Below are 18539 nucleotides of genomic sequence, written 5' to 3'. Positions count from 1 at the left end.
CTCCGTAGCCAGCTCCTTATTTCATAGCAATTGCCTGTGCTTCAGGCAGCCGCGCAGTTGCTCTCCGGAGGCGGAACCCGCGCGGTAGAACACGGGCGGTCGACCCAGTGGGGCCGCAACTTCCTTGAGCCAACCGCTCGTTACGGGCTGGCCGCTCCACAGGTCCACCCAATCGCCTTTTGGCAGCGTCACGCGCACCGCCTTCACACCAGGGTCGAGCACGGGCGCCACCATGAAGTCCGCTCCCACCATGAATTGCGCGCTGTCCATGCTGCGGAACGCCGCCTCCTGCGGGTAGTGCAGGTAGGGGTGACGCACCACGGGCCAGCCTTTGGTGGCGGCCTCGGCAATGAGGGTACGGCGGTAGGGTTCCCAGCAGGCGTAGACCTGGGCCATGCGGGCAAAGTGGGCCAGCGTCTCGGCATCGCTGTTGAACTGCCAGTTGTCGTCAGGGCGGTTGCCCTGGTGGGTGCGGAACACGGTGTTGAAGGCCGCCAATTCCGTCCAGCGCAGGAACAGTTCCTTGGAGCGGTGGTAGTTCTTGATCGGGCTGGTGATGGTGGTGTAGCCACCGATGTCCGAGTGGTTGAAGGCGTAGCCCGAAATGCCCGAACTCAGCAACCCCGTCACGGCGGTCTTCAGGCCGTCGTGCGCGTCCCAGGTAACGAGCTGGTCGCCCAGCCAGAACAGCGTGCTCTGCGCGGGTGAGCGGGTGTAGCCCGAGCGGCTGAAGAACGTGGCCGTGGTGCCCACGCCCGCTTCCGCAATGGCTTCGCGGTTGAGCTGCGCCCAGAGTTCGGGGTAGGCGTTGTGGTGCTGCACCGGGTCGACCTTGGCATGGGTCACACCGTCCATGGGGAAGCCTTCGCCGAAGTCGGCCATCCAGCCCGCCGAGCCACGGGCAATGACTTCCTTCTTGATGACGTCCTTCATCCATTTCCAGGCCTCGGGGTTGGTCAGATCCAACAGCCCAGCCGAGAAGCTGGTGTTGAGGATGAGATACGGTGATCCGTCGGCTTTCTTCACGAGGTAGCCTTTGGCCTGCGCCTCGGCGAACAGATTGCGGTAGCCCGCGCCCTGCTCGTCGCGGCGCATTTCCACATCGGCCAGGAAGGGGTTCACGTAGGTCATGACGCTGATACGGTCCTTCTTCAGGTCGGCCACCAGCGCGTCCCAGCCGGGGTAGCGCTTCTCGTCTACGGTCCAGTTCCACCACAGCTGCTTGCCGAAGGTCGTGATGCGCTGGCCCACCCAGTCCTGCAGCCAGAAGGCCGCCAGCGGGGTCTTCTGCGCCTGCAACTGGGCCAGGGCTTCGCGCACCTTGGCGGTGCCTCCCTGCAGCCCGATGATGGCGCCCTGCGTCACCCACTCGGGCAGCGGTCGCATGCGCCCGGTCAGCTCGGTGCTGGCCGTGACCAATTCCAGCGGCGAATTCCCGGCTAGGAAGTGGCCCGACAGTTGCGTGCCATGCAGCTCCACCACGGTGGATTCGGCCCTGCGCATGTCGAACTCCACGTAATCGTGCGTGTCGAGCAGCAGGCCGCGCTGCGCCGTGGTGATGAAGTGCGGCACGCCCGCATAGGACGTGTGCCATTTGCCGCCGGCGCCATTGTTGGTGAGGTCGGCCGCGAACGTGATGGGCTGCAGGCCCCGGCCCACGCCCTGTTCGCTCACCAGGATGGGCAGCAGGCGACCTTTCTGGTTGAAGTAGCTGAACTGCTCGCCAAAGCCGTAGATGCCTTCGTCGGCCGAAGAGGCCGCCACCAGCAGCACGCGGTTGTAGGGCGCAGCCTGTGCGTCTTGGCGCGGCAACAGCTCCACGCTGAACGCCAGGTGGGTGCCGGCACCGCCATGCAAGCGCATGCGGTAAGGCTGCGGACCATCCAGGCACTGCAGCACGCCGCCCAGGACGAACTGCCCTGCGTCGGACTGCACGGTGTCGATGCGCTGGTCGGTGCAACGCACTGGGGTGGTGGTATCCACACGCACCATGCCGCGCGCTTCATGGAATTCGTCGCGCCCGCGGCCCGCCGCCACAAAAGCCCGGCCGGGGATGTTTTCGAACACGGCGTGCGCCTGCCCGTTGCGCATGATGCGCAAGCGGGGTTGCGCGGAGCCGTCGAGCATGACGCGGTAGCCCCCAAGGGCGTAGCTGGTACCAGCCAGTCCCGGGGCCAATTCCAAGTGGGCGTAGGGCGCCTGCGCGGTGGCCAAAGGACCATTCACGCAGTACAGGCCCGCGCCGACCAACGACGCCACTGCCAGCGTTCCCAGAATCTTCTTCATGCGATGTCTCCTCGTGCTGCCCGGCCAAGCCTGCGGGCTGTGAGGGTGGTTTATAGCCGCTATGGCGCCCATGCGCCCGCGTGGGACACGTTCTGGCGCGTTGCCACAGGGCCGTGGCACCACAGCACAAGCGGCGCTACAGTTGCGCCATGACATCGCCCCAAACTTCCGCGCTGCGTGCCGGCGGCCGCGCCTTTGCCCGCATTGCCGCCTTTCACCCTGAACTCACCGCATTGCGCCGCGAGCTGCACGCCCACCCGGAATTGGGATTCGAGGAGCTGTACACGGGCAAACGCGTGGTCGAGTCGCTCAAGGTCTGCGGAGTCGATGAAATCCATACCGGCATCGGCAAGACCGGTGTCGTGGCGGTCATTCACGGGCGCGAGAAGGCCCGCGCCGGGCAGGCGTCCATGCTGGGCCTGCGCGCCGACATGGACGCGCTGCCCCTGGCCGAGCACAACGACTTTGCCTGGAAGTCCAACACACCCGGGCGCATGCACGGCTGCGGCCACGACGGCCACACCGCCATGCTGGTCGGCGCCGCACGCTACCTGGCCGAAACGCGCCACTTTGCCGGTACGGCCGTGCTGATCTTCCAGCCCGGCGAAGAAGGCTATGCCGGGGCGCGCGAAATGGTGCGCGACGGCCTGTTCGAGCGCTTTCCGGTGGACGCGGTGTACGCCATGCACAACTGGCCCTCCCTGGCACCGGGGCAGATCGGCATCAACCCCGGTGCCATGATGGCAGCGGCCGACCGCGTGAGCATCGAGATCACCGGCCGCGGCGGGCATGGGGCCCACCCCTACCAGACCGTGGACCCGGTGCTGGTGGCCGCGCACATCATCACCGCGGTGCAGAGCATCGTCTCGCGCAATGTGAAGCCGGTGGACAGCGCCGTCATCAGCCTGTGCGCGGTGCAGGCCGGCGACCTGAGCGCCATGAGCGTGGTGCCCAACAGTGCGCGTATCGTGGGCACCGTGCGCACCTTCAAGACCGCGGTGCAGGACCTGGTGGAGCGGCGCCTGCAGGAACTGTGCGTGGCCGTGGCCCAGGCATTCGGTGCCACCGTGCAGGTGACGTTCGAACGCATGTACCCGGCCACCGTGAACACCCCCGGCGAAGCCCAGTTTGCGGGGGACGTGGCCGCCAGCATCGTGGGCGAAGAGAACGTGACCCGCAACCTGGAGCCCAGCATGGGCGCAGAGGACTTCTCCTTCATGCTGCAGGCCAAGCCCGGCGCCTACCTGCGCCTGGGCCAGGGCACCGCCACGGGCCCCACGTCCAACTGCCTGCACCACCCGGCCTACGATTTCAACGACGAGGTGCTGCCGCTGGGCAGTGCGCTGTTTGCGGGGATCGTGGAGCAGGGCATGCCGCTGGAGGCCACCGCCACGCCGTAGGGGCCCGGATCGCCGCGCAGCAAGACCAGCCACTGGTCTCGCATGGCGGCCATCAGCCCCATACGCGCCAGGCGTGCCGCCCGGCGGTCGCCCTCCCGCAGGGCGGCGGTCAGGCGCCGCTGGTGCTCCCGCATTGCAGGGCCACCCGCCTGTGCCGCCCTCATGCCTGCACTCCCGCCTCACCGCTGCGTGCCCCCTGTCCCAGCCCATACCAATCCACCTTGCGGGTGAGCACCATGATGCTGGCGAGCACAGCAAACAGGGCGACAGAACCCACCACCAATGCCGTCTGCTCCAGGCGCAGCAGCACGAACAGCACGCCGTACAGCACGCCGATGCCCAGCCCCAGCAGCAAGCCTTGCCCCAGCCGCCCGAGCATGTGCACCGCGTAGTAGCCCAGCAGCAGCACGCAGGCGCTGGCGGCTACGCCATAGGCCAGCGCAAACGGCAGGTGTTCGGACAGGCTCAGCAGCAGCAGGAAGAAGGCGCTCAGGGCACTGCCCACCAGCAGGTACTGCACCGGGTGCACGGCGCGGCGCTGTAGCAGCTCGACCAGACCCACGGTCACGAAGGTCAGCGCCACAAAGAGCAGCCCGTACTTGGTGGCACGGTCGGCCAGGGTGTAGGGGTTGATCGGATCGATCAGGCGCAAGCGCACACTTTGCGCACAGTTGTCGATAGGCGGCGCATCCACCTCCTCGCCGGGTCCTCCCTCGTTCCAGGACCAGGCGCACAGCGGTTTGCCGGCCACCACATCCTGCGACGCACTGGTAGCCAGTGCACTCAGGCGCCAATGGGCGTCGAACCCATCGGCACGCACCTCACGCTCGCTGGGCAGAAAGTGCCCGCCAAACGACGGGTGCGGCCAGGCGCTGCGGACATGGATCGTGCTCTGCTCGCCCAGCGGCACGATGGACAGCTGCTCGGTGCCGGCCAATTCCAGGTTCAGCTGCACCTGCAGGGGTTCGGTCTGGTGGCGCACGGCGTCGGGCAACAGGGCGTGCAGCCCCTGCTTGTACACGGCATGGAAGGTGCCAGGCTTGAGCATGCGCTCCTGCCCCAGCGCCGTAAGTTTGGCACTGCGCACGCCACGGGTGTCGGTCACGGCCACCATCAGCACCGGGGCGCCACACTGCAGGCGCGAGTTCTTCTGCGTCGGCGCCGGGCGCAGGGCCTCCAGCTGGTCCCAGCGGGCCTGGATCTGGCCATGCAGCAGGTAGGTCGGTATGGGGTACAGGCCCCGCTTGAGCACCTGGGGTGCCGCATCACCACCCACGCTGAGTTCGGTGGGCGCCAGCACATGGGTGCGTTCCTGGCGCTGCTCCACCAGCTTGCGTTCATGTTCGTTGCCCTGCAGCACGTCCCAGGTCTCCACACAGGACACATGCAGCAAGGGGCCAAGCAGGGTCTGGGCACCGGCCAGGCTCTGCGACACGGCCTGCGTGGCCAGGTTGCGGTGGTAGGCACGGTCGCGCACCACGCCTTCGATGCGATCCAGGCCCAGCATCAGCACCAGTACGATGGCCACCAGGGCCAGGGCTTTCTTCATCCCGAGGGACTTCATGAACTTCTCCATTGGTTGACGATGCGTGCACTGTCGTGCGCGACCGTGATCCCACGATGAAGTCTGTGAAGCCGGTGTGAAGTGCTGCGCTTGCAGCGGCGCAAGGGGTTGGCTCAGCGGCGCAGGTCGAGCGTGACGCGCAAACCCGGCTGGGCGTTTTCCACACGCAGCAGCCCACCGTGCAAGGCCATCACCCGGCGCACGATGGCCAGCCCCAGCCCCGAGCCGCTGCGTTCACCACCCGGGCGGGCCGTGGTGTAGAAGCGCTCGCCCAGGCGTGGCAGCGCATAGTCGGGCACCCCCGGGCCGTGGTCCCTGACCGTCACGCTGACTGCATCGACCATGATGTCGATGCGCCCTGCGGCCGGGGAGAAATCGATGGCGTTGTCGAGCACGTTGCCGATGGCCAGGGCCAGCAGCTCGGCGTCCCAGGGCCCCAGACCACCTTCGCCCTGAACCGCCAGCGCCAGCCCCCGTTGCTGCGCACGCGCCTGCACCTGCTGCACCGCCTGGTGCACACATGCCAACAGGTCGGTCTGCGCCTCCAGGTGCTGCGGGGCGCGTTGCTCCAGCTTGGAGAGTTCCAGCAGGCGCTCGATCAGGTGCTGCAGGCGCTCACTCTGCTGCACCACCTGCGTGGCGAACAGGCGCCGGTCCGCTTCGGGCAGGTCTTCCTGCAGCAGTTCACCGGCCCCGCGCAGCGCCGACACCGGGCTCTTGAGTTCGTGGGTCAATGCACGCACATACGACTCGATGTAGGCATGGCCCTGCAGGCGCAGGCGCATCTGCTCCATGGCCTGGGCCAGGTCGCCCAGTTCACCGGGCACCCGGGGCACCTCGGGGGGCGGGGCCAAGGGCTCCTCCTGGGGCGACTGCACCTGCTGCGCGTAGCTGCGCAGGCGGCGCACGTTCCACACCATCCACAGGGTCACGCCCACACCCACTGCGGCCGACAGCCCCAGCATCCACAGCCCTTGCACCAACAGCTTGTTCTCGGCCCGGTCGATGAAGGCCTGTACCGTGCGATTGGGTTTGGCCACGGTCAGCACCCCGGCAATGCGGCCATCCACCCATACCGGGGCCGACACATGCATGACCGTGCTGGTGTCGTCGCCCGCCACGGCGCGCGTGGAGCGCGCACCGTACTCGCCGCGCAGGGTGAGGATCACGTCACGCCACTGCGAAAAGTCCTGTCCCTGAGACTCGCCCTGCGAATCGAGCAGCACCCGACCGGAGGCGTCGATGAGGTAGATGCGGTAGTCCAGGCTGCGCTTGTCCATGCCCCAGATGCGCGCATGCACGTCGCGCTGAGCGTACTGGTGCAGGTGCTGGGCAAAGCGGCTGTCATTGGCATCGGCGCGGTGCAGGCGGCCCGAGCCCAGGTCGTCGCTGGCCAGTTCGGCCAGCACATGGGCGGTGTCCACCATCATGTCTTCCATGACCTCACGCGCGCTGGGCTTGATTTCGCCCATGAAGACGCGCAGCAGGAAGAAGGCCGCTATCCCGTTGACAAGGAAGAAGGCAAACAGCAGGCGCAGTCCCAGGCGCATGGGTTCAGGCCACGGGCGGCAGCTTCAGGCTGTAGCCCATGCCGCGGTGGGTCTCGATGTACTCGTGCGCCGGATCGACGGCGCGCAACTTGGCTCGCAAGGTCTTCACATGGGTATCCACCGTGCGGTCGATGCTGTCGCTGTCATCGCCCCAAACGGCTTCGAGCAACTGATCGCGGCTGTAGATGCGGCCGACACCGCCCAGCAGGTGCGACAGCAAGCGGTATTCGCGCCGGGTCAGCGGCAAGGCTGCTCCGCGCAACAGGATACGCTGGCCTGGCAGATCATCGGCCAACACAGCCGTCCGCTGCGCTGCTGCTGGTTCGGGCGCAATGGCACTGCGTCGCAACAAGGCCCGCACCCGCGCCACCAGCTCGCGCGGGCTGAAGGGTTTGGCAAGGTAGTCGTCGGCCCCGAGCTCCAGCCCCAGCACCCGGTCCAGTTCTTCGCCCTGCGCACTGAGGATCAGCCCCGGTACCGTGCACCGTTCCTGGCGCAACTGGCGCAGCCAATCCAGCCCGCTGCCGTCTGGCAGGCCCCGATCCAGCACCAGGGCATCGGGCAGTGCGGCGGCCATCTGGCAACGCGCGTCCTGCAGCGACAAGCTGTGCACCACATGCCAGCCCTCACGCTCCAGGCTATAGGCCACCGTGCGCGCAATGGCAGGATCGTCTTCGACAAGGAGAATGGAGCAGCCCATGGTGCGGGCATTGTGCATGAGGTCGATGCGGCTGGCTTTACACAAGGTCACGATTGGTACCGGCGGTTAACTGCATGCCTCTCTCCACCAGCGCGATTGCAGGCGTTAATTGCCATGTCTCAACAATCGCTTCGGTTTATGTTTCCTTGCCTGCCTCTCCGGTCCCGCCAACGCCTTGTGGCTGCACTCTCGCTGGGTGTCTTTTGTACTGCAGCCGCGCACGCCCAGTCCTATGTCAACGTCAGCGTAGGCGGCGTCTTTTCTCCCGGTGTCTACGGACAGGTAACGTTCGGCAATGCGCCACCGCCCCCGGTATACAACCCCCGCCCGGTAGTGATTGCACCCGTGGTCGTGGGCGCTCCCGTGGTCTACATGCATGTGCCCGAAAAGCACCGCCAGCGCTGGTCACACTATTGCGACCGCTACAACGCCTGCGGCTACCCGGTGCAGTTCGTGCAGGTCAACGTCGGCTACCGCTGGTGGGACGGGCGCGGCGATTACCGCTATGGCGACCGATACGATGACCACGACGATGATCACGGGCGGCATGACAAGGGCCGCCACCTGGGCCACGGCAAGCACCACGACGATGACTAAGGCCGTTCGGCAACGGTGGCATCCGTGGCAAAAGTGCCTGCATAGCGGAACACCTGACCGAACCACGGGTGAACCATGCGGAAGTCCATCGCATAGCGCTGTGCGTCCAGGGCCTGCTCGTGGATGATGGTGTGGCCCAGCAGCCAGCGTTCGCTCAGGCGCACGCACCAGCGACCCGTGCCCAGCAGGAAGCACACGCCTTCACAGTGCAGTGCATCGCCCTGCACCACGGGTGAGAGCTCCAGCGCCAACCAGGGCTTCACGTACTCCACCAGGCGGCCACCGGGCTCGGCCACCCAGGTGCTGTTGAAGCGCAACACCTGGCCATCGGCGTAGGTCAGGGTGCGATCAAACGACTGGCGGCCGTCGCAGCTGCGCTTGTCCACCACGGTATGCACCTGCGCTTGCGCCCTGTGCACCAAGGCACCGAGCCAGCGCAGCATCCACAACAGCGGTGCCATCCAGCGCGGAAATTCCACATCCATGGTCCCGACCTCGCGGACGCTGCCCCCGCGGTGGTGCACGCGCAAGGTGGGGTGCAGGCGCTCCCACTGTGTCCCCAACACGCGGGCCATCGGGCTATGGGTGTCGTGCGCGTTCATGCCGCACCTCCGGGCAGGTGCTTGAACACCATCACTGCCACCACGGCCACCATGGCGGTGAAGGCCGGCACGCCCAGCCAGAACCACCAGCGCGCCATGCGCCAGTACTGCGAAGGCAGGGGAGTACCACGGGCCATTGCCTGGTCGGAGAGATTGCGCATGCGGATCTGCAGCCACACGACGGGCAACCAGCAGGCCCCGGCCAGGGCATACAGGGCCAGGCTGGCGGCGATCCAGCCCTGGTTCCAGGGCCAACCCGCCAGGTGCGCCATCCACAGCCCGCTGATCGGCTGGAACACCACGGTGGGTGTGGTGAAACACCAGTCGGCGAGCACCACGTGGCGGTTGGTGACAGCGATGTGGGCCACGACGCCGCTGCGGTCGGCCATCCACTTGTAGAACGCACTGCCCAGGCCGGTGCCGAACAGCAGCACCATGCTCAGGATGTGCAGCGTCTTGAGGGTGAGGTAGTCCATGACAGGGCTCCTTTTAGGTCAAGGCGGGCGCAGTGCCTCGCAAATGGGTAGCTTGGGGGGCTGTGGGGGTCTGGCCCCAGAACTGGAGCCAGGCCGTGGCATCGGCCCGGTGCCCCTGGCGCAGCATGCGCAGGTTCTCGGAGCGGGCCATGGGCAGGAATGGTGCGGCCACTGCGGCCCCCAGGTGGGCCAGTGCCCATGGAAGGCAAACCAATGCGGTGGGGGGCAGGCCTTGCAACTGGCGCAGGGTGCGCAGCCAATCGGCAAAGGCCACCGGTTCCGGGCGCACGAGGTCCAGCGTCTGCCCCGGGCCTTGGTGGGCCAGGCACGCCAGCACGGTGGAGACGACGTCGCCCACGTACACCGGCTGCACCGCCTGTTGCCCATCCCCCAGTACGGGAATGCGGGGCAGGCGTGCCAGCCGCAGGAACAGCGCCTGGCTGGCACCGCCGGGGCCGAACACCAGGCCCGGGCGCAAGACCCAACCGGGCTGGCGCAAGCTGCGCACGGTGTCGTCGGCCAGGCGCTTGCTGAGGTGGTAGGCACTGAAGGCGGTGGCGTCGGCCCCCTGGGCGGAAATCTGCACGACACGGCGAATGCCGGCTGCCTCGGCCGCTGCCAACAGCGCTTGCGGTGCGCGGGTGTGCAGCACCTCGAAGCGCTGCTGCCGCGTTTCACCGATGATGCCCACGGCGTTGACCACGGCATCGACACCTTGCAGAACAGGTGCCCAGTCGCCCGGGGTCTGCAGGTGTGCGAAGTCGTGCCCCAGGCTGCGGGCCACCGGCACCACACTGTGCCCGGCCTGCCGCAGCGCAGCGTGGATGTGGCGCCCAAGGAAACCCGTGGCACCGGTCAGCAGAACGTTCATAGGGCCTCCCCGCCGTGCGGTACGGGCGTCCTGGCGGTGGGCACGGACACATAGGCGCTCAGGCGCCTCCCCAGCAGGTGCATGCCCCACAGCAGTCCACACAGGCTGGTCAGCAGCGCGGCGCGCAACTGATCCACCGCCGTGACACCGGGGGCGAGCAGGTTCACCAGCAACACCAGGGCCAGCGGCGCCCCCACCAGCATGGCACTGGCGTAGGCCCACCAGAAGGCCGCGGCATCGGCGTCGGGACAAAGGCGGCGAAGGGTGCGGGTGAGCGGCAGGCGCAGCACGGCGATCAGCAGCAGGCTGCACAGCACACTGATGGTGGCTTGCAATAGCAGAGTGGTCAGGGATGACATGGAAACCTCCGTAAGGGTTAAACGACGGTTTCAGTGTCCGATGTGAGGCGCAGAAAAACTTCCGAATTGCTAATTCCGAGGCAATTTTGTGCTCCGGATTTATCAATTCGGAGCATTACCAGCGGGATCGGCCTGCTTTCTTGCCAGGAAGAGCTTGCGGTACTGGCCTGGCGTGGTGCCCTCGATCTCGCGGAACGCCTCGTAAAAGTTGGATTGCGCGCTGAACCCCACGCTCAGGCCCACACTGAGCACCGAGGCCGTGGGCTCGTCCAGCAGCATTTGCTTGGCCGCCGCCACCCGGCGTTCGCGCAGGTAGCGCCCAAAGCCCTTGCCGAGGCGGGTATTGAGCAGCTCGGAGAGCTGGTGGGCGCCCAGGCCCAGTTCTTGCGCCAGCTGGGGCAGGCTCAGGTCCGCATCGCGGTAGCGGTGCTGTTCGGCCATGAGCACTTCCAGGCGCGCCAGCGCGGCGGGCACATCGACCGCGCCCAGGGTCGTGGTGGCATAGGCCACGGCCTGGGCGGTATCCATGGCGTCCTGCGCCAATTGCGGGCGCAGGCCCAGCAGCAACTGCACCAGCAGCAGTGCGAACCCAATGGCACAGGCATAGGCGGCGAAGAACCCTTCCGTGGGCACACCAACCTGCACCAGACCCACAACGCACACGGCCACGCCCACTACGGCTGCCAGCCCCAGCAGTATGACCTCCTGCATCCACTGCGACCGTGCGGCGCGCAGCGTCCACAGCGCATGCAGCAACCAGACTAGATATGCAGATCCCAAACCGAAGGCCAGCGGCAGGATCCAGGCCAAGGGCAGAACTGCGGCAGCAAGGACGGGTGCCAGATGGGCGAACACCTTGGCTCTCCGCGGCGCAGGACGCTGTGGAACCAGCACCTGTACCGCCATGAGGTAGAAGCATGGCGCGACCAGCAGCAGCGCGGCGCCGTAGACCATATGAATCATCGCAGGCGCATACGCCCAGAGCCCGAAGGCGTGTGCCACCTGGAGGACACCCAGCGAAGCCAGCAGGCCGCGCCCGGCCCAGCGCACCCCCCGGTGCTGTGGGTACTGCTTGGCGTTGAAGTGGGTCGCCGCCAGGACCAGCAACGCGCCCAGCGAATAGCCAATGGAGAGTAGAGCCGACAGGAGCAGGGTCATGGGCGCTTATTGTGGCCCAGCCCCTCTCTCGACGGTGCCTCAGTCCTTGAAAGTCGGAGACTTCTTGGTCATGCTCGAGGACATGGCTTCCATCAGGTCCTTGCTCTGCAGCATGGCGGCGTTCCAGGTGGCGATGTAGTTCAGGCTGTCGGCCACGCTGTGGTCGCGGGCGTAGTTCAGCATTTCCTTGGTGCCGCGAATGGACAGCGGCGATTTGGCGGCAATCTCGGCGGCGATGGCCTGCACGCCTGCATACAGGGCCTCGCGGCTTTCGAACACGCGGTTCACCAGCCCGATGCCCTGCGCCTCGGTCGCATCGAACTTGCGCCCGGTGTAGGCCAGCTCGCGCGTGATGCCCTGCCCGATGAGCTTGGGCAAGCGCTGCAAGGTGCCCACGTCAGCCACCATGCCGATGTCGATTTCCTTGATGGTGAAGAAGGCGTCGCTCGATGCATAGCGCATGTCGGCGCAGGTGATGAGGTCGATGCCGCCACCGATGCAGCCCCCGGCAATGGCCGCGAGCACGGGCTTGCGGCAGCGCTCCAGGCTGGTCAGGGTGTCCTGCAGGTCGAGGATGAGGCGGCGCAGCTTTTCGCGCATGCGGCCATCGCAGTCGTCGGCGATCTGCGCGGGCAGCCCCATCATCAGCTGCAGGTCGATGCCGGCGGTGAAGTACTTGCCCTCACCCTGCAGCACGGCCACGCGGGCCTCGGGGGTGGCGTCCACCCACTCGAAAGCCTGGCGGATCTCCTGCCACATGGCGGCGTTCATGGCGTTGGCCTTTTCCGGACGGTTCAGGCGCACGGTAGCGATGTGATTCTCCAGCGAGACGCTGAGGGTTTCAAATGTTGGCATGGCAGCTCCATTCATGGTCATTTCGGGCTCTGGCCCTCGTATTCATTGCGTAAGCAGCTATCACAAGCATAGCGCCTTTCAGGCCTTCGCGCCCTTCATGGCAGCGAGGTAGGGCGCCAAGCGCTTGCCCATCTCGTCGCCCAGCGCCTGCAGGCCGCTCATGGGGCGGACCATGACTTCGAAGTCGACGATCTTGCCCTCGTCGTCGAACTGGATCATGTCGATGCCCTTGAGCTCCTTGCCGTTCACCTTGGCACTGAATTCCAGCACCACATTGTGGCCGTCGGCGCTGGCCAGCTGGCGGTGGTAGGTGAAGTCCTCGAACACCTTGACCACCGTGCCCAGGATCAGCTGCACGGCCTGTGCGCTGGGGTAAGGCGTGTGCGCCATGGGCGAGCGGAACACCGCCTTGGGGTGCAGGATGGAAGGCAGCTCGCCCACATTCGCTGCAGCCACCATTTCGTGCCACTTTTCCAGGCTCTCGGCCACCTTGGGTGCCACGCGCTGGGCAAAGGTAGCGCCCGTGGCCGCGTCGTCCTTCTTCGCGCTGGGGTCGAGCGTGAGCGCCAGCTCGGTGCCCTGCTTGATGGCGCGCTTGGCGTCCAGCTCGGCGGCCTTGTCGGCACCACCGATCAGGTGCACGGTCACGCCGGCCGCCTGCAGTTCGGCCTGCAGCTCGCGGTTCGGGTCCTGCCCGGCACAGACGATGATGTTGTCCACGGGCAGGGTCATGTCCTTGTCACCCACGGTGATGTGCAGGCCCGCGTCGTCGATCTTGCGGTAGTTCACACCAGGGATCATTTCCACGCCACGGTTCTTCAGACCCGTGCGGTGGATCCAGCCCGTGGTCTTGCCCAGGCCATCGCCCACCTTGCTGACCTTGCGCTGCAGCAGGTAGACCTTGCGCGGCACCTCGCCGATGTGCGCTTCAGCCAAGCCGCCACGCGCGGCGCCGGTGGTGTCCACACCCCACTCCTTGAAGAACAGCGCCTTGTCTAGGCTGGGCGACTTGCCCTCGTGCAGCAGGTACTCGGACACGTCAAAGCCGATACCGCCCGCGCCGATCACGGCCACGTTCTTGCCCACCGGCTTCTTGTCGCGCAGCACGTCCAGGTAGCCCAACACCTTGGGGTGGTCGATGCCGTCAATGGCAGGCAGGCGCGGAACGATACCCGTGGCCAGCACCACGTGCTTATAGCCCTCGGCCACGAGGTCCTGGGCACTCACACGGCGACCCAACTGCAGCTTCACGCCGGTTTGTGCAATGCGCTTGCAGAAGTAGCGTAGCGTCTCATGGAACTCTTCCTTGCCCGGCACCTGCTTGGCCACGTTGAACTGGCCGCCGATTTCTTGTGCGGCGTCGATCAGCGTCACGTCGAAACCGCGCTGGGCCGCTTCGGTGGAGAAGGCCAATCCTGCGGGGCCTGCACCGACCACGGCAATACGCTCTTTCTTCGAAGACTCAGGAAGAGGTTGCTGCACCAGGATGGTCTCGTGGCAGGCCCGTGGATTCACCAGGCAGGAGGTGATCTTGCCGCCGAAGGTGTGGTCCAGGCAGGCCTGGTTGCAGCCGATGCAGGTGTTGATCTCGTCCGCCTTGCCGGCAGCGGCCTTGGCCACGAAGTCGGGGTCGGCCAGGAAGGGGCGCGCCATGCTCACCATGTCGGCATTACCCTCAGCCAAAACTTGTTCGGCGACTTCGGGGGTGTTGATGCGGTTGGTGGCCACCAGCGGAATGCCCACCTTGCCCTTGAGCTGCTTGGTCACCCAGGCAAAGGCCGCGCGCGGCACCTTGGTAGCAATGGTGGGAATGCGCGCCTCGTGCCAGCCAATGCCGGTGTTCAGGATGGTTACACCCGCCTTTTCCAGCGCCTGCGCCAGCTGCACCACTTCTTCCTGTGTGGAGCCACCTTCCACCAAGTCGAGCATGGACAGGCGGAAGATGATGATGAAGTTCGCTCCCACACGCTCGCGTGTGCGGCGCACGATCTCCAGCGGGAAGCGGATGCGGTTTTCGTAGCTGCCACCGTATTCGTCTTCGCGGTGGTTGGTCTGTGCAGCGATGAATTCGTTGATGAGGTAACCCTCGGAGCCCATGATCTCCACGCCGTCGTAGCCCGCGCTCTGGGCCAGAGCGGCGGCGTTGGCGTAGTCCTCCACGGTCTGCTTCACTTCCTCGGTGGTGAGCGCATGGGGCCGGAAGGGGCTGATGGGGGCCTTGAGCGCACTGGGCGCCACCAGTTCGGGGTGGTAGGCGTAGCGGCCGAAGTGCAAGATCTGCATGCAGATCTTGCCGCCGGCATCGTGCACGGCTTTTGTCACCACCTTGTGGTGGTCGGCCTCGGCCTGCGTGGTCATGGCGGCGCCACCGGGCATGGGGCGGGCGCGGTCGTTGGGCGCAATGCCGCCGGTCACGATCAGGCCGACTCCGCCGCGGGCGCGCTCGGCGTAGAAGGCAGCCATGCGCTCGAAACCGTTTTTCACCTCTTCCAGTCCCACGTGCATGGAGCCCATGAGCACGCGGTTCTTGAGGGTGGTGAAGCCCAGGTCCAGGGGCGCGAGCATGTGGGGATAGGCAGTCATGGCGAGTCCTTCAGAAGAGATTGGCTGTGAAAACGGTGCAACTATGCAACCAGTTGCACAAAAGTGTAGAGGGCTTTCTGAATTTATGCAACTGGTTGCATAGTTTGCAGCCCACCGCTAGACTCGCTCCCATGTCGCTCGCCCACGCCGTCCTGACCTCGCTGCTCGAAAAAGCCTCGTCCGGCTACGACCTGGCGCGCCGCTTCGACAAATCCATCGGCTACTTCTGGCACGCCACGCACCAGCAGATCTACCGCGAACTGGCCCGCATGGAAGCGGCGGGATGGGTGGAGGCCAGCATCCCGGCCGACGCGGGCAAGACCCGCAAGAAGGAATACCGGGTGCTTGCAGCAGGGCGGCAGGAACTGGCGCGCTGGGCGCAGCAAGAAGCCCCGCCCATGGACCTGCGCGACGAATTCACCGTGAAGCTGCGCGCCGATGCCGTGCTGGGTGAGGTGGACCTGTCGCCGGAGGTGCGCCGCCACATTGCACTGCACGAAGAACGCCTGGCCCAGTACCGCGAGATCGAAACCCGCGACTTCCCATCCACCAGAGCCCTGAGCCGTGGCCAGCGCATCCAGTACATGATCCTGAAAAAAGGCATCCTGTACGAACAGGGCGAAATCGACTGGGGGCGCGAGATGCTCACCGCCATGGAGGGCGCATGATGCGTCGCTGGGGCACGCTGCTCACGCTCACCCTGGCACTGACCAGCGCCCACGCGCAGACGGCCGTACAGCTCAGCCGCAGCGACGGCCGCACGGTCCAGGCCCAGGCCTATGCCCCGGCGGGCCCCTGCCGCGGCGTGGCGCTCATTTCCCACGGCGCAGGGGGTTCGGACACCGGCTACGCCTACCTGGCCCAGGCGCTGGCGCAGTGGGGTTTCCTCGCCGTCGTGCCTGCCCATGCCGACAGTGGCATGAAGGCCCTGCGCGAAAAAGTGCACGGCTTGAAGGTGCGGGAAGGCTTGGCCGACCTGGTGGCCGACGCCGATGCCTACCGCAGCCGCTTTGCTGACCTGGACGCGGCCCGCGCGTGGGCACGCCCCCGCTGTGCATCGCCCACCACTGTCCTGTTGGGCCACTCCATGGGGGCCGCGACTACCCTGCTGGAAGCCGGGGCGGACAACAAGCTCGGGCTGCGAGGCCGCGATGGCTTCGACGCCTACGTGGCGCTCTCGCCCCAGGGCGAGGGCAGCATCTTTACCGCTGACGCCTGGAAGGGCATCCGCAAACCGGTGCTGCTGCTCACCGGTACCCGCGACGAGGAACTGGGCGGCAAAGGCTGGCAAAGCCGCACCGAGGCCTTTGCCGTGCTGCCCGGCCCGTGCCAATGGCTGGGCGTGATTGACGGCGCCACCCACATGCACTTTGCCGGGCACGGCGCCTCGCGCGCCACCGAGGCACTGACACTGCGCACGGTGCAGGCCTTTCTCACACCTACGCCCACTGGGTGCCCGGCCCCCCCTGCCGCAGTGCGCGGCATCACCCTGCAAACGAAATGAGCACCGAGTTGCTGCGCATCCACCACGTCGCCATCATCTGCGCCGACTACGCCCTGAGCAAACGCTTCTACACCGAGCTGCTGGGCCTGCAGGTGCTGGCCGAGCACTACCGCGCCGAGCGCGACTCCTACAAGCTCGACCTGGCCCTGCCCGATGGCGGACAGATCGAACTCTTTTCCTTCCCCAACCCGCCACCGCGCCCCACCCGGCCCGAGGCACGCGGCCTGCGCCACCTCGCGTTCGCGGTGCACGCCCTGGAGCCATGGGTGCAAAAGCTGCAAGCGGCCGGGGTCGCCGTGGAGCCGGTGCGCGTGGACGAGTACACCGGCCGGCGCTTCACCTTCTTCGCCGACCCCGACGGATTGCCCTTGGAGCTGTACGAAGTGACATAAGGCACCAAGCCCCCAAAAATTGATCCAGATCAATAGAATGGGCGGCCACACATCCATCCACCAGGGGTGCCATGCAAGTCAATCTGCCGGTCACACAACGAGAAGTCGACTACCCCGACGCGACCATGCTGGTTTCGGTCACCGATACGCGCGGGTACATCACCCACTGCAACTCGGCCTTCGTTGACGTGAGCGGCTACTCTGCCGAGGAACTGCGCGGCAGCAACCACAACCTCATCCGCCACCCGGACATGCCACCGGCGGCCTTTCGCGACCTGTGGCGCACCGTAGGGCGCGGCAAGCTGTGGAGTGGCGTGGTCAAAAACCGCTGCAAGAACGGGGACCATTACTGGGTGCAGGCGCACGTCAGCCCGATCATGGAACGTGGCAAGCCCGTGGCCTACATGTCGGTGCGTACCAAGCCCTCCCGTGCCACCGTAGCTGCCACCGAGCAGCTCTATGCCCAGATGCGCAACACCGAGGAGCGCGACTGGCCCTTCACGTTGCAGGCGGGAGAGCTCCGACCCAAGGGCCTGCGCGGGCTGCTGCGCCGGTTGACCGACCTGTCGCCCACCTGGCACCTGGCCGGTGGACTGATCGCCCTGCTGGGCCTGGCCGTTTTGCCGGCCTGGGCCACCCCCCTGACCGGGACCGCATTGCTGGCTACGCAGGCAGCACTGCTGGCCGTGGGTGGCGCTGCGTTGCTGTGGTGGTTCGAACGCTCCATCCGCCTGCCAGTGGATCGGGCACAGGAGTTGGCCGACGTGCTGGCAAGTTGCAACCTCAGCCAGCACGAGGTGCAGGGTGTCTCGGGCCCGATCGCTCCCCTGTTCCGATCACTGGCACAGATCCAGATCAACCTGCGGGCCGTGGTTGCCGATGTGCGCAGGGAGTCCTCGGTGTTCACGCAGGGTGCAAGCGAAATCGCCGCTGGCGGCTTGGACCTGTCGGCGCGCACCGAAGCGCAGGCCAACAGCCTGCAGCAGACCGCAGCCTCGATGGAGCAACTCTCGGGCAGCGTGGCACAGACCGCCACCACTGCACAGGGTTTGGGCGAAAGCAGTGCCCGCAGCATGGAGACCGTGAAGCAAGGCGGCAGTGCGGTGGAAAAAGTGGGGGTGGCCATGCAGTCCATCAATACCGCGTCCAGCCAGGTGCACGACATCATCGGCGTCATCGAGGGCATCGCCTTCCAGACCAACATCCTGGCGCTCAACGCGGCCGTGGAGGCCGCCCGGGCCGGCGAGCACGGGCGCGGCTTTGCCGTGGTGGCCCAGGAGGTTCGCGCCCTGGCGCAACGCAGCGCAGCAGCGTCCCGCGAAATCCGCGACGTGCTGGCCCGTTCGGGCGAGGCCATCGAGGTGGGCATGCGCGAGATGAACACGGCACGGGCAGTGGTCGAAGAGGTGGTGTCGTCGGTGCAGGGCATGGGCCCGGCCATTGCGCAGATCAGCGAAGCCATGCAGCAGCAGTCCAATGGCATCGCGCAGGTCAACAGCGCGGTGGCCCAGCTCGACACCGTGACACAACAGAACGCCGCACTGGTCGAACAGTCGGCGGCCAGCTCTGCCGGGCTGAACGAGAGTGCCGTGCGCCTGGTCAACGCGGTGGACGTTTTCCGCCTGTAAGGTGGAGGGACTCC

General features: G+C 66.4%; 17 protein-coding genes and 1 pseudogene. 6 read left to right on the top strand and 12 right to left on the bottom strand.

From position 1 onward, the window contains the following. Nucleotides 1-21: 21 nt before the first annotated feature. Nucleotides 22-2286, bottom strand: a complete 2265-nt coding sequence (locus RQP54_RS06390; protein WP_315677336.1) for an alpha-glucosidase — start codon at nucleotides 2284-2286, stop codon at nucleotides 22-24. 149 nt (nucleotides 2287-2435) lie between these two features. Between RQP54_RS06390 and RQP54_RS06385 the strand changes: the two genes are divergently transcribed. Further along, nucleotides 2436-3686 (top strand): M20 aminoacylase family protein, encoded by a 1251-nt coding sequence (locus RQP54_RS06385; protein ID WP_315677335.1) that lies wholly within the window; start codon nucleotides 2436-2438, stop codon nucleotides 3684-3686. Between the two features lie 160 nt (nucleotides 3687-3846). Here RQP54_RS06385 and creD read toward each other — a convergent pair whose 3' ends face one another. From creD to RQP54_RS06370, 3 genes are all read right to left on the bottom strand, one after another. After that, nucleotides 3847-5250 (bottom strand): cell envelope integrity protein CreD, encoded by a 1404-nt coding sequence (gene creD, locus RQP54_RS06380; protein WP_315677334.1) that lies wholly within the window; start codon nucleotides 5248-5250, stop codon nucleotides 3847-3849. A 113-nt stretch (nucleotides 5251-5363) separates the two neighbouring features. Next, a complete protein-coding gene (creC, locus tag RQP54_RS06375) occupies nucleotides 5364-6800 on the bottom strand; it encodes a two-component system sensor histidine kinase CreC (RefSeq protein ID WP_315677333.1) in 1437 nt (478 codons plus the stop codon). Nucleotides 6801-6804: 4 nt separating this feature from the next. Further along, nucleotides 6805-7500 carry a winged helix-turn-helix domain-containing protein gene (locus tag RQP54_RS06370; protein ID WP_315677765.1) on the bottom strand — a complete coding sequence of 232 codons (696 nt, stop codon included), beginning with the start codon at nucleotides 7498-7500 and terminating at the stop codon, nucleotides 6805-6807. Between the two features lie 177 nt (nucleotides 7501-7677). Between RQP54_RS06370 and RQP54_RS06365 the strand changes: the two genes are divergently transcribed. Then, a complete protein-coding gene (locus tag RQP54_RS06365) occupies nucleotides 7678-8097 on the top strand; it encodes a hypothetical protein (RefSeq protein WP_315677332.1) in 420 nt (139 codons plus the stop codon). Here RQP54_RS06365 and RQP54_RS06360 read toward each other — a convergent pair. The 8 genes and pseudogenes from RQP54_RS06360 to RQP54_RS06330 form a co-directional block, all read right to left on the bottom strand. Beyond that, nucleotides 8094-8699: a DUF4166 domain-containing protein gene (locus tag RQP54_RS06360; protein ID WP_315677331.1), complete on the bottom strand. Its 606-nt coding sequence runs from the start codon at nucleotides 8697-8699 to the stop codon at nucleotides 8094-8096. The genes RQP54_RS06365 and RQP54_RS06360 overlap by 4 nt on opposite strands. Further along, on the bottom strand, nucleotides 8696-9175 hold the full coding sequence (locus tag RQP54_RS06355) for a DUF2269 domain-containing protein (RefSeq protein WP_315677330.1): 480 nt from the start codon (nucleotides 9173-9175) through the stop codon (nucleotides 8696-8698). The genes RQP54_RS06360 and RQP54_RS06355 overlap by 4 nt, the downstream gene beginning before the upstream one ends. 13 nt (nucleotides 9176-9188) lie before the next feature. After that, complete coding sequence (locus RQP54_RS06350) at nucleotides 9189-10046, bottom strand: NAD-dependent epimerase/dehydratase family protein (protein WP_315677329.1); 858 nt, start codon at nucleotides 10044-10046, stop codon at nucleotides 9189-9191. Next, nucleotides 10043-10405 (bottom strand): hypothetical protein, encoded by a 363-nt coding sequence (locus RQP54_RS06345; RefSeq protein ID WP_315677328.1) that lies wholly within the window; start codon nucleotides 10403-10405, stop codon nucleotides 10043-10045. Before RQP54_RS06345 ends, RQP54_RS06350 begins: the two co-directional genes overlap by 4 nt. Nucleotides 10406-10507: 102 nt before the next feature. After that, a complete protein-coding gene (locus RQP54_RS06340; protein ID WP_315677327.1) occupies nucleotides 10508-11563 on the bottom strand; it encodes a helix-turn-helix domain-containing protein in 1056 nt (351 codons plus the stop codon). A 39-nt stretch (nucleotides 11564-11602) separates the two neighbouring features. Beyond that, nucleotides 11603-12418 (bottom strand): crotonase/enoyl-CoA hydratase family protein, encoded by an 816-nt coding sequence (locus tag RQP54_RS06335; RefSeq protein ID WP_315677326.1) that lies wholly within the window; start codon nucleotides 12416-12418, stop codon nucleotides 11603-11605. 78 nt (nucleotides 12419-12496) lie between these two features. Continuing rightward, nucleotides 12497-12907 (bottom strand): nuclear transport factor 2 family protein, encoded by a 411-nt coding sequence (locus tag RQP54_RS19800; protein ID WP_409997542.1) that lies wholly within the window; start codon nucleotides 12905-12907, stop codon nucleotides 12497-12499. Nucleotides 12908-12973: 66 nt separating this feature from the next. Continuing rightward, a pseudogene (locus tag RQP54_RS06330) lies at nucleotides 12974-15001 on the bottom strand (FAD-dependent oxidoreductase); the annotation flags it as partial. 131 nt (nucleotides 15002-15132) lie between these two features. Here RQP54_RS06330 and RQP54_RS06325 point away from each other — a divergent pair. The 4 genes from RQP54_RS06325 (at nucleotide 15133) to RQP54_RS06310 (ending at nucleotide 18525) form a co-directional block, all read left to right on the top strand. Beyond that, nucleotides 15133-15669 (top strand): PadR family transcriptional regulator, encoded by a 537-nt coding sequence (locus tag RQP54_RS06325; protein ID WP_315677325.1) that lies wholly within the window; start codon nucleotides 15133-15135, stop codon nucleotides 15667-15669. Next, nucleotides 15666-16505, top strand: a complete 840-nt coding sequence (locus RQP54_RS06320) for an alpha/beta hydrolase (protein WP_315677324.1) — start codon at nucleotides 15666-15668, stop codon at nucleotides 16503-16505. Before RQP54_RS06325 ends, RQP54_RS06320 begins: the two co-directional genes overlap by 4 nt. Next, nucleotides 16502-16897: a VOC family protein gene (locus RQP54_RS06315; RefSeq protein ID WP_315677323.1), complete on the top strand. Its 396-nt coding sequence runs from the start codon at nucleotides 16502-16504 to the stop codon at nucleotides 16895-16897. Before RQP54_RS06320 ends, RQP54_RS06315 begins: the two co-directional genes overlap by 4 nt. A 71-nt stretch (nucleotides 16898-16968) precedes the next feature. Further along, complete coding sequence (locus RQP54_RS06310; protein ID WP_315677322.1) at nucleotides 16969-18525, top strand: methyl-accepting chemotaxis protein; 1557 nt, start codon at nucleotides 16969-16971, stop codon at nucleotides 18523-18525. Nucleotides 18526-18539: the final 14 nt, after the last annotated feature.

The organism is Curvibacter sp. APW13, assembly GCF_032337135.1.
GTDB lineage: Bacteria > Pseudomonadota > Gammaproteobacteria > Burkholderiales > Burkholderiaceae_C > Allorhodoferax.
Note: the sequence above shows the minus strand (reverse complement) of the source record. Positions and strands in the feature narration are given on the sequence as shown.

Coding starts and splice junctions, on each gene's coding strand:
- RQP54_RS06390 (WP_315677336.1), bottom strand. CDS start 2,286: ATGAAGAAGATTCTGGGAACGCTGGCAGTGGCGTCGTTGGTCGGCGCG.
- RQP54_RS06385 (WP_315677335.1), top strand. CDS start 2,436: ATGACATCGCCCCAAACTTCCGCGCTGCGTGCCGGCGGCCGCGCCTTT.
- creD (WP_315677334.1), bottom strand. CDS start 5,250: ATGAAGTCCCTCGGGATGAAGAAAGCCCTGGCCCTGGTGGCCATCGTA.
- creC (WP_315677333.1), bottom strand. CDS start 6,800: ATGCGCCTGGGACTGCGCCTGCTGTTTGCCTTCTTCCTTGTCAACGGG.
- RQP54_RS06370 (WP_315677765.1), bottom strand. CDS start 7,500: ATGGGCTGCTCCATTCTCCTTGTCGAAGACGATCCTGCCATTGCGCGC.
- RQP54_RS06360 (WP_315677331.1), bottom strand. CDS start 8,699: ATGAACGCGCACGACACCCATAGCCCGATGGCCCGCGTGTTGGGGACA.
- RQP54_RS06355 (WP_315677330.1), bottom strand. CDS start 9,175: ATGGACTACCTCACCCTCAAGACGCTGCACATCCTGAGCATGGTGCTG.
- RQP54_RS06350 (WP_315677329.1), bottom strand. CDS start 10,046: ATGAACGTTCTGCTGACCGGTGCCACGGGTTTCCTTGGGCGCCACATC.
- RQP54_RS06345 (WP_315677328.1), bottom strand. CDS start 10,405: ATGTCATCCCTGACCACTCTGCTATTGCAAGCCACCATCAGTGTGCTG.
- RQP54_RS06340 (WP_315677327.1), bottom strand. CDS start 11,563: ATGACCCTGCTCCTGTCGGCTCTACTCTCCATTGGCTATTCGCTGGGC.
- RQP54_RS06335 (WP_315677326.1), bottom strand. CDS start 12,418: ATGCCAACATTTGAAACCCTCAGCGTCTCGCTGGAGAATCACATCGCT.
- RQP54_RS06325 (WP_315677325.1), top strand. CDS start 15,133: ATGTCGCTCGCCCACGCCGTCCTGACCTCGCTGCTCGAAAAAGCCTCG.
- RQP54_RS06320 (WP_315677324.1), top strand. CDS start 15,666: ATGATGCGTCGCTGGGGCACGCTGCTCACGCTCACCCTGGCACTGACC.
- RQP54_RS06315 (WP_315677323.1), top strand. CDS start 16,502: ATGAGCACCGAGTTGCTGCGCATCCACCACGTCGCCATCATCTGCGCC.
- RQP54_RS06310 (WP_315677322.1), top strand. CDS start 16,969: ATGCAAGTCAATCTGCCGGTCACACAACGAGAAGTCGACTACCCCGAC.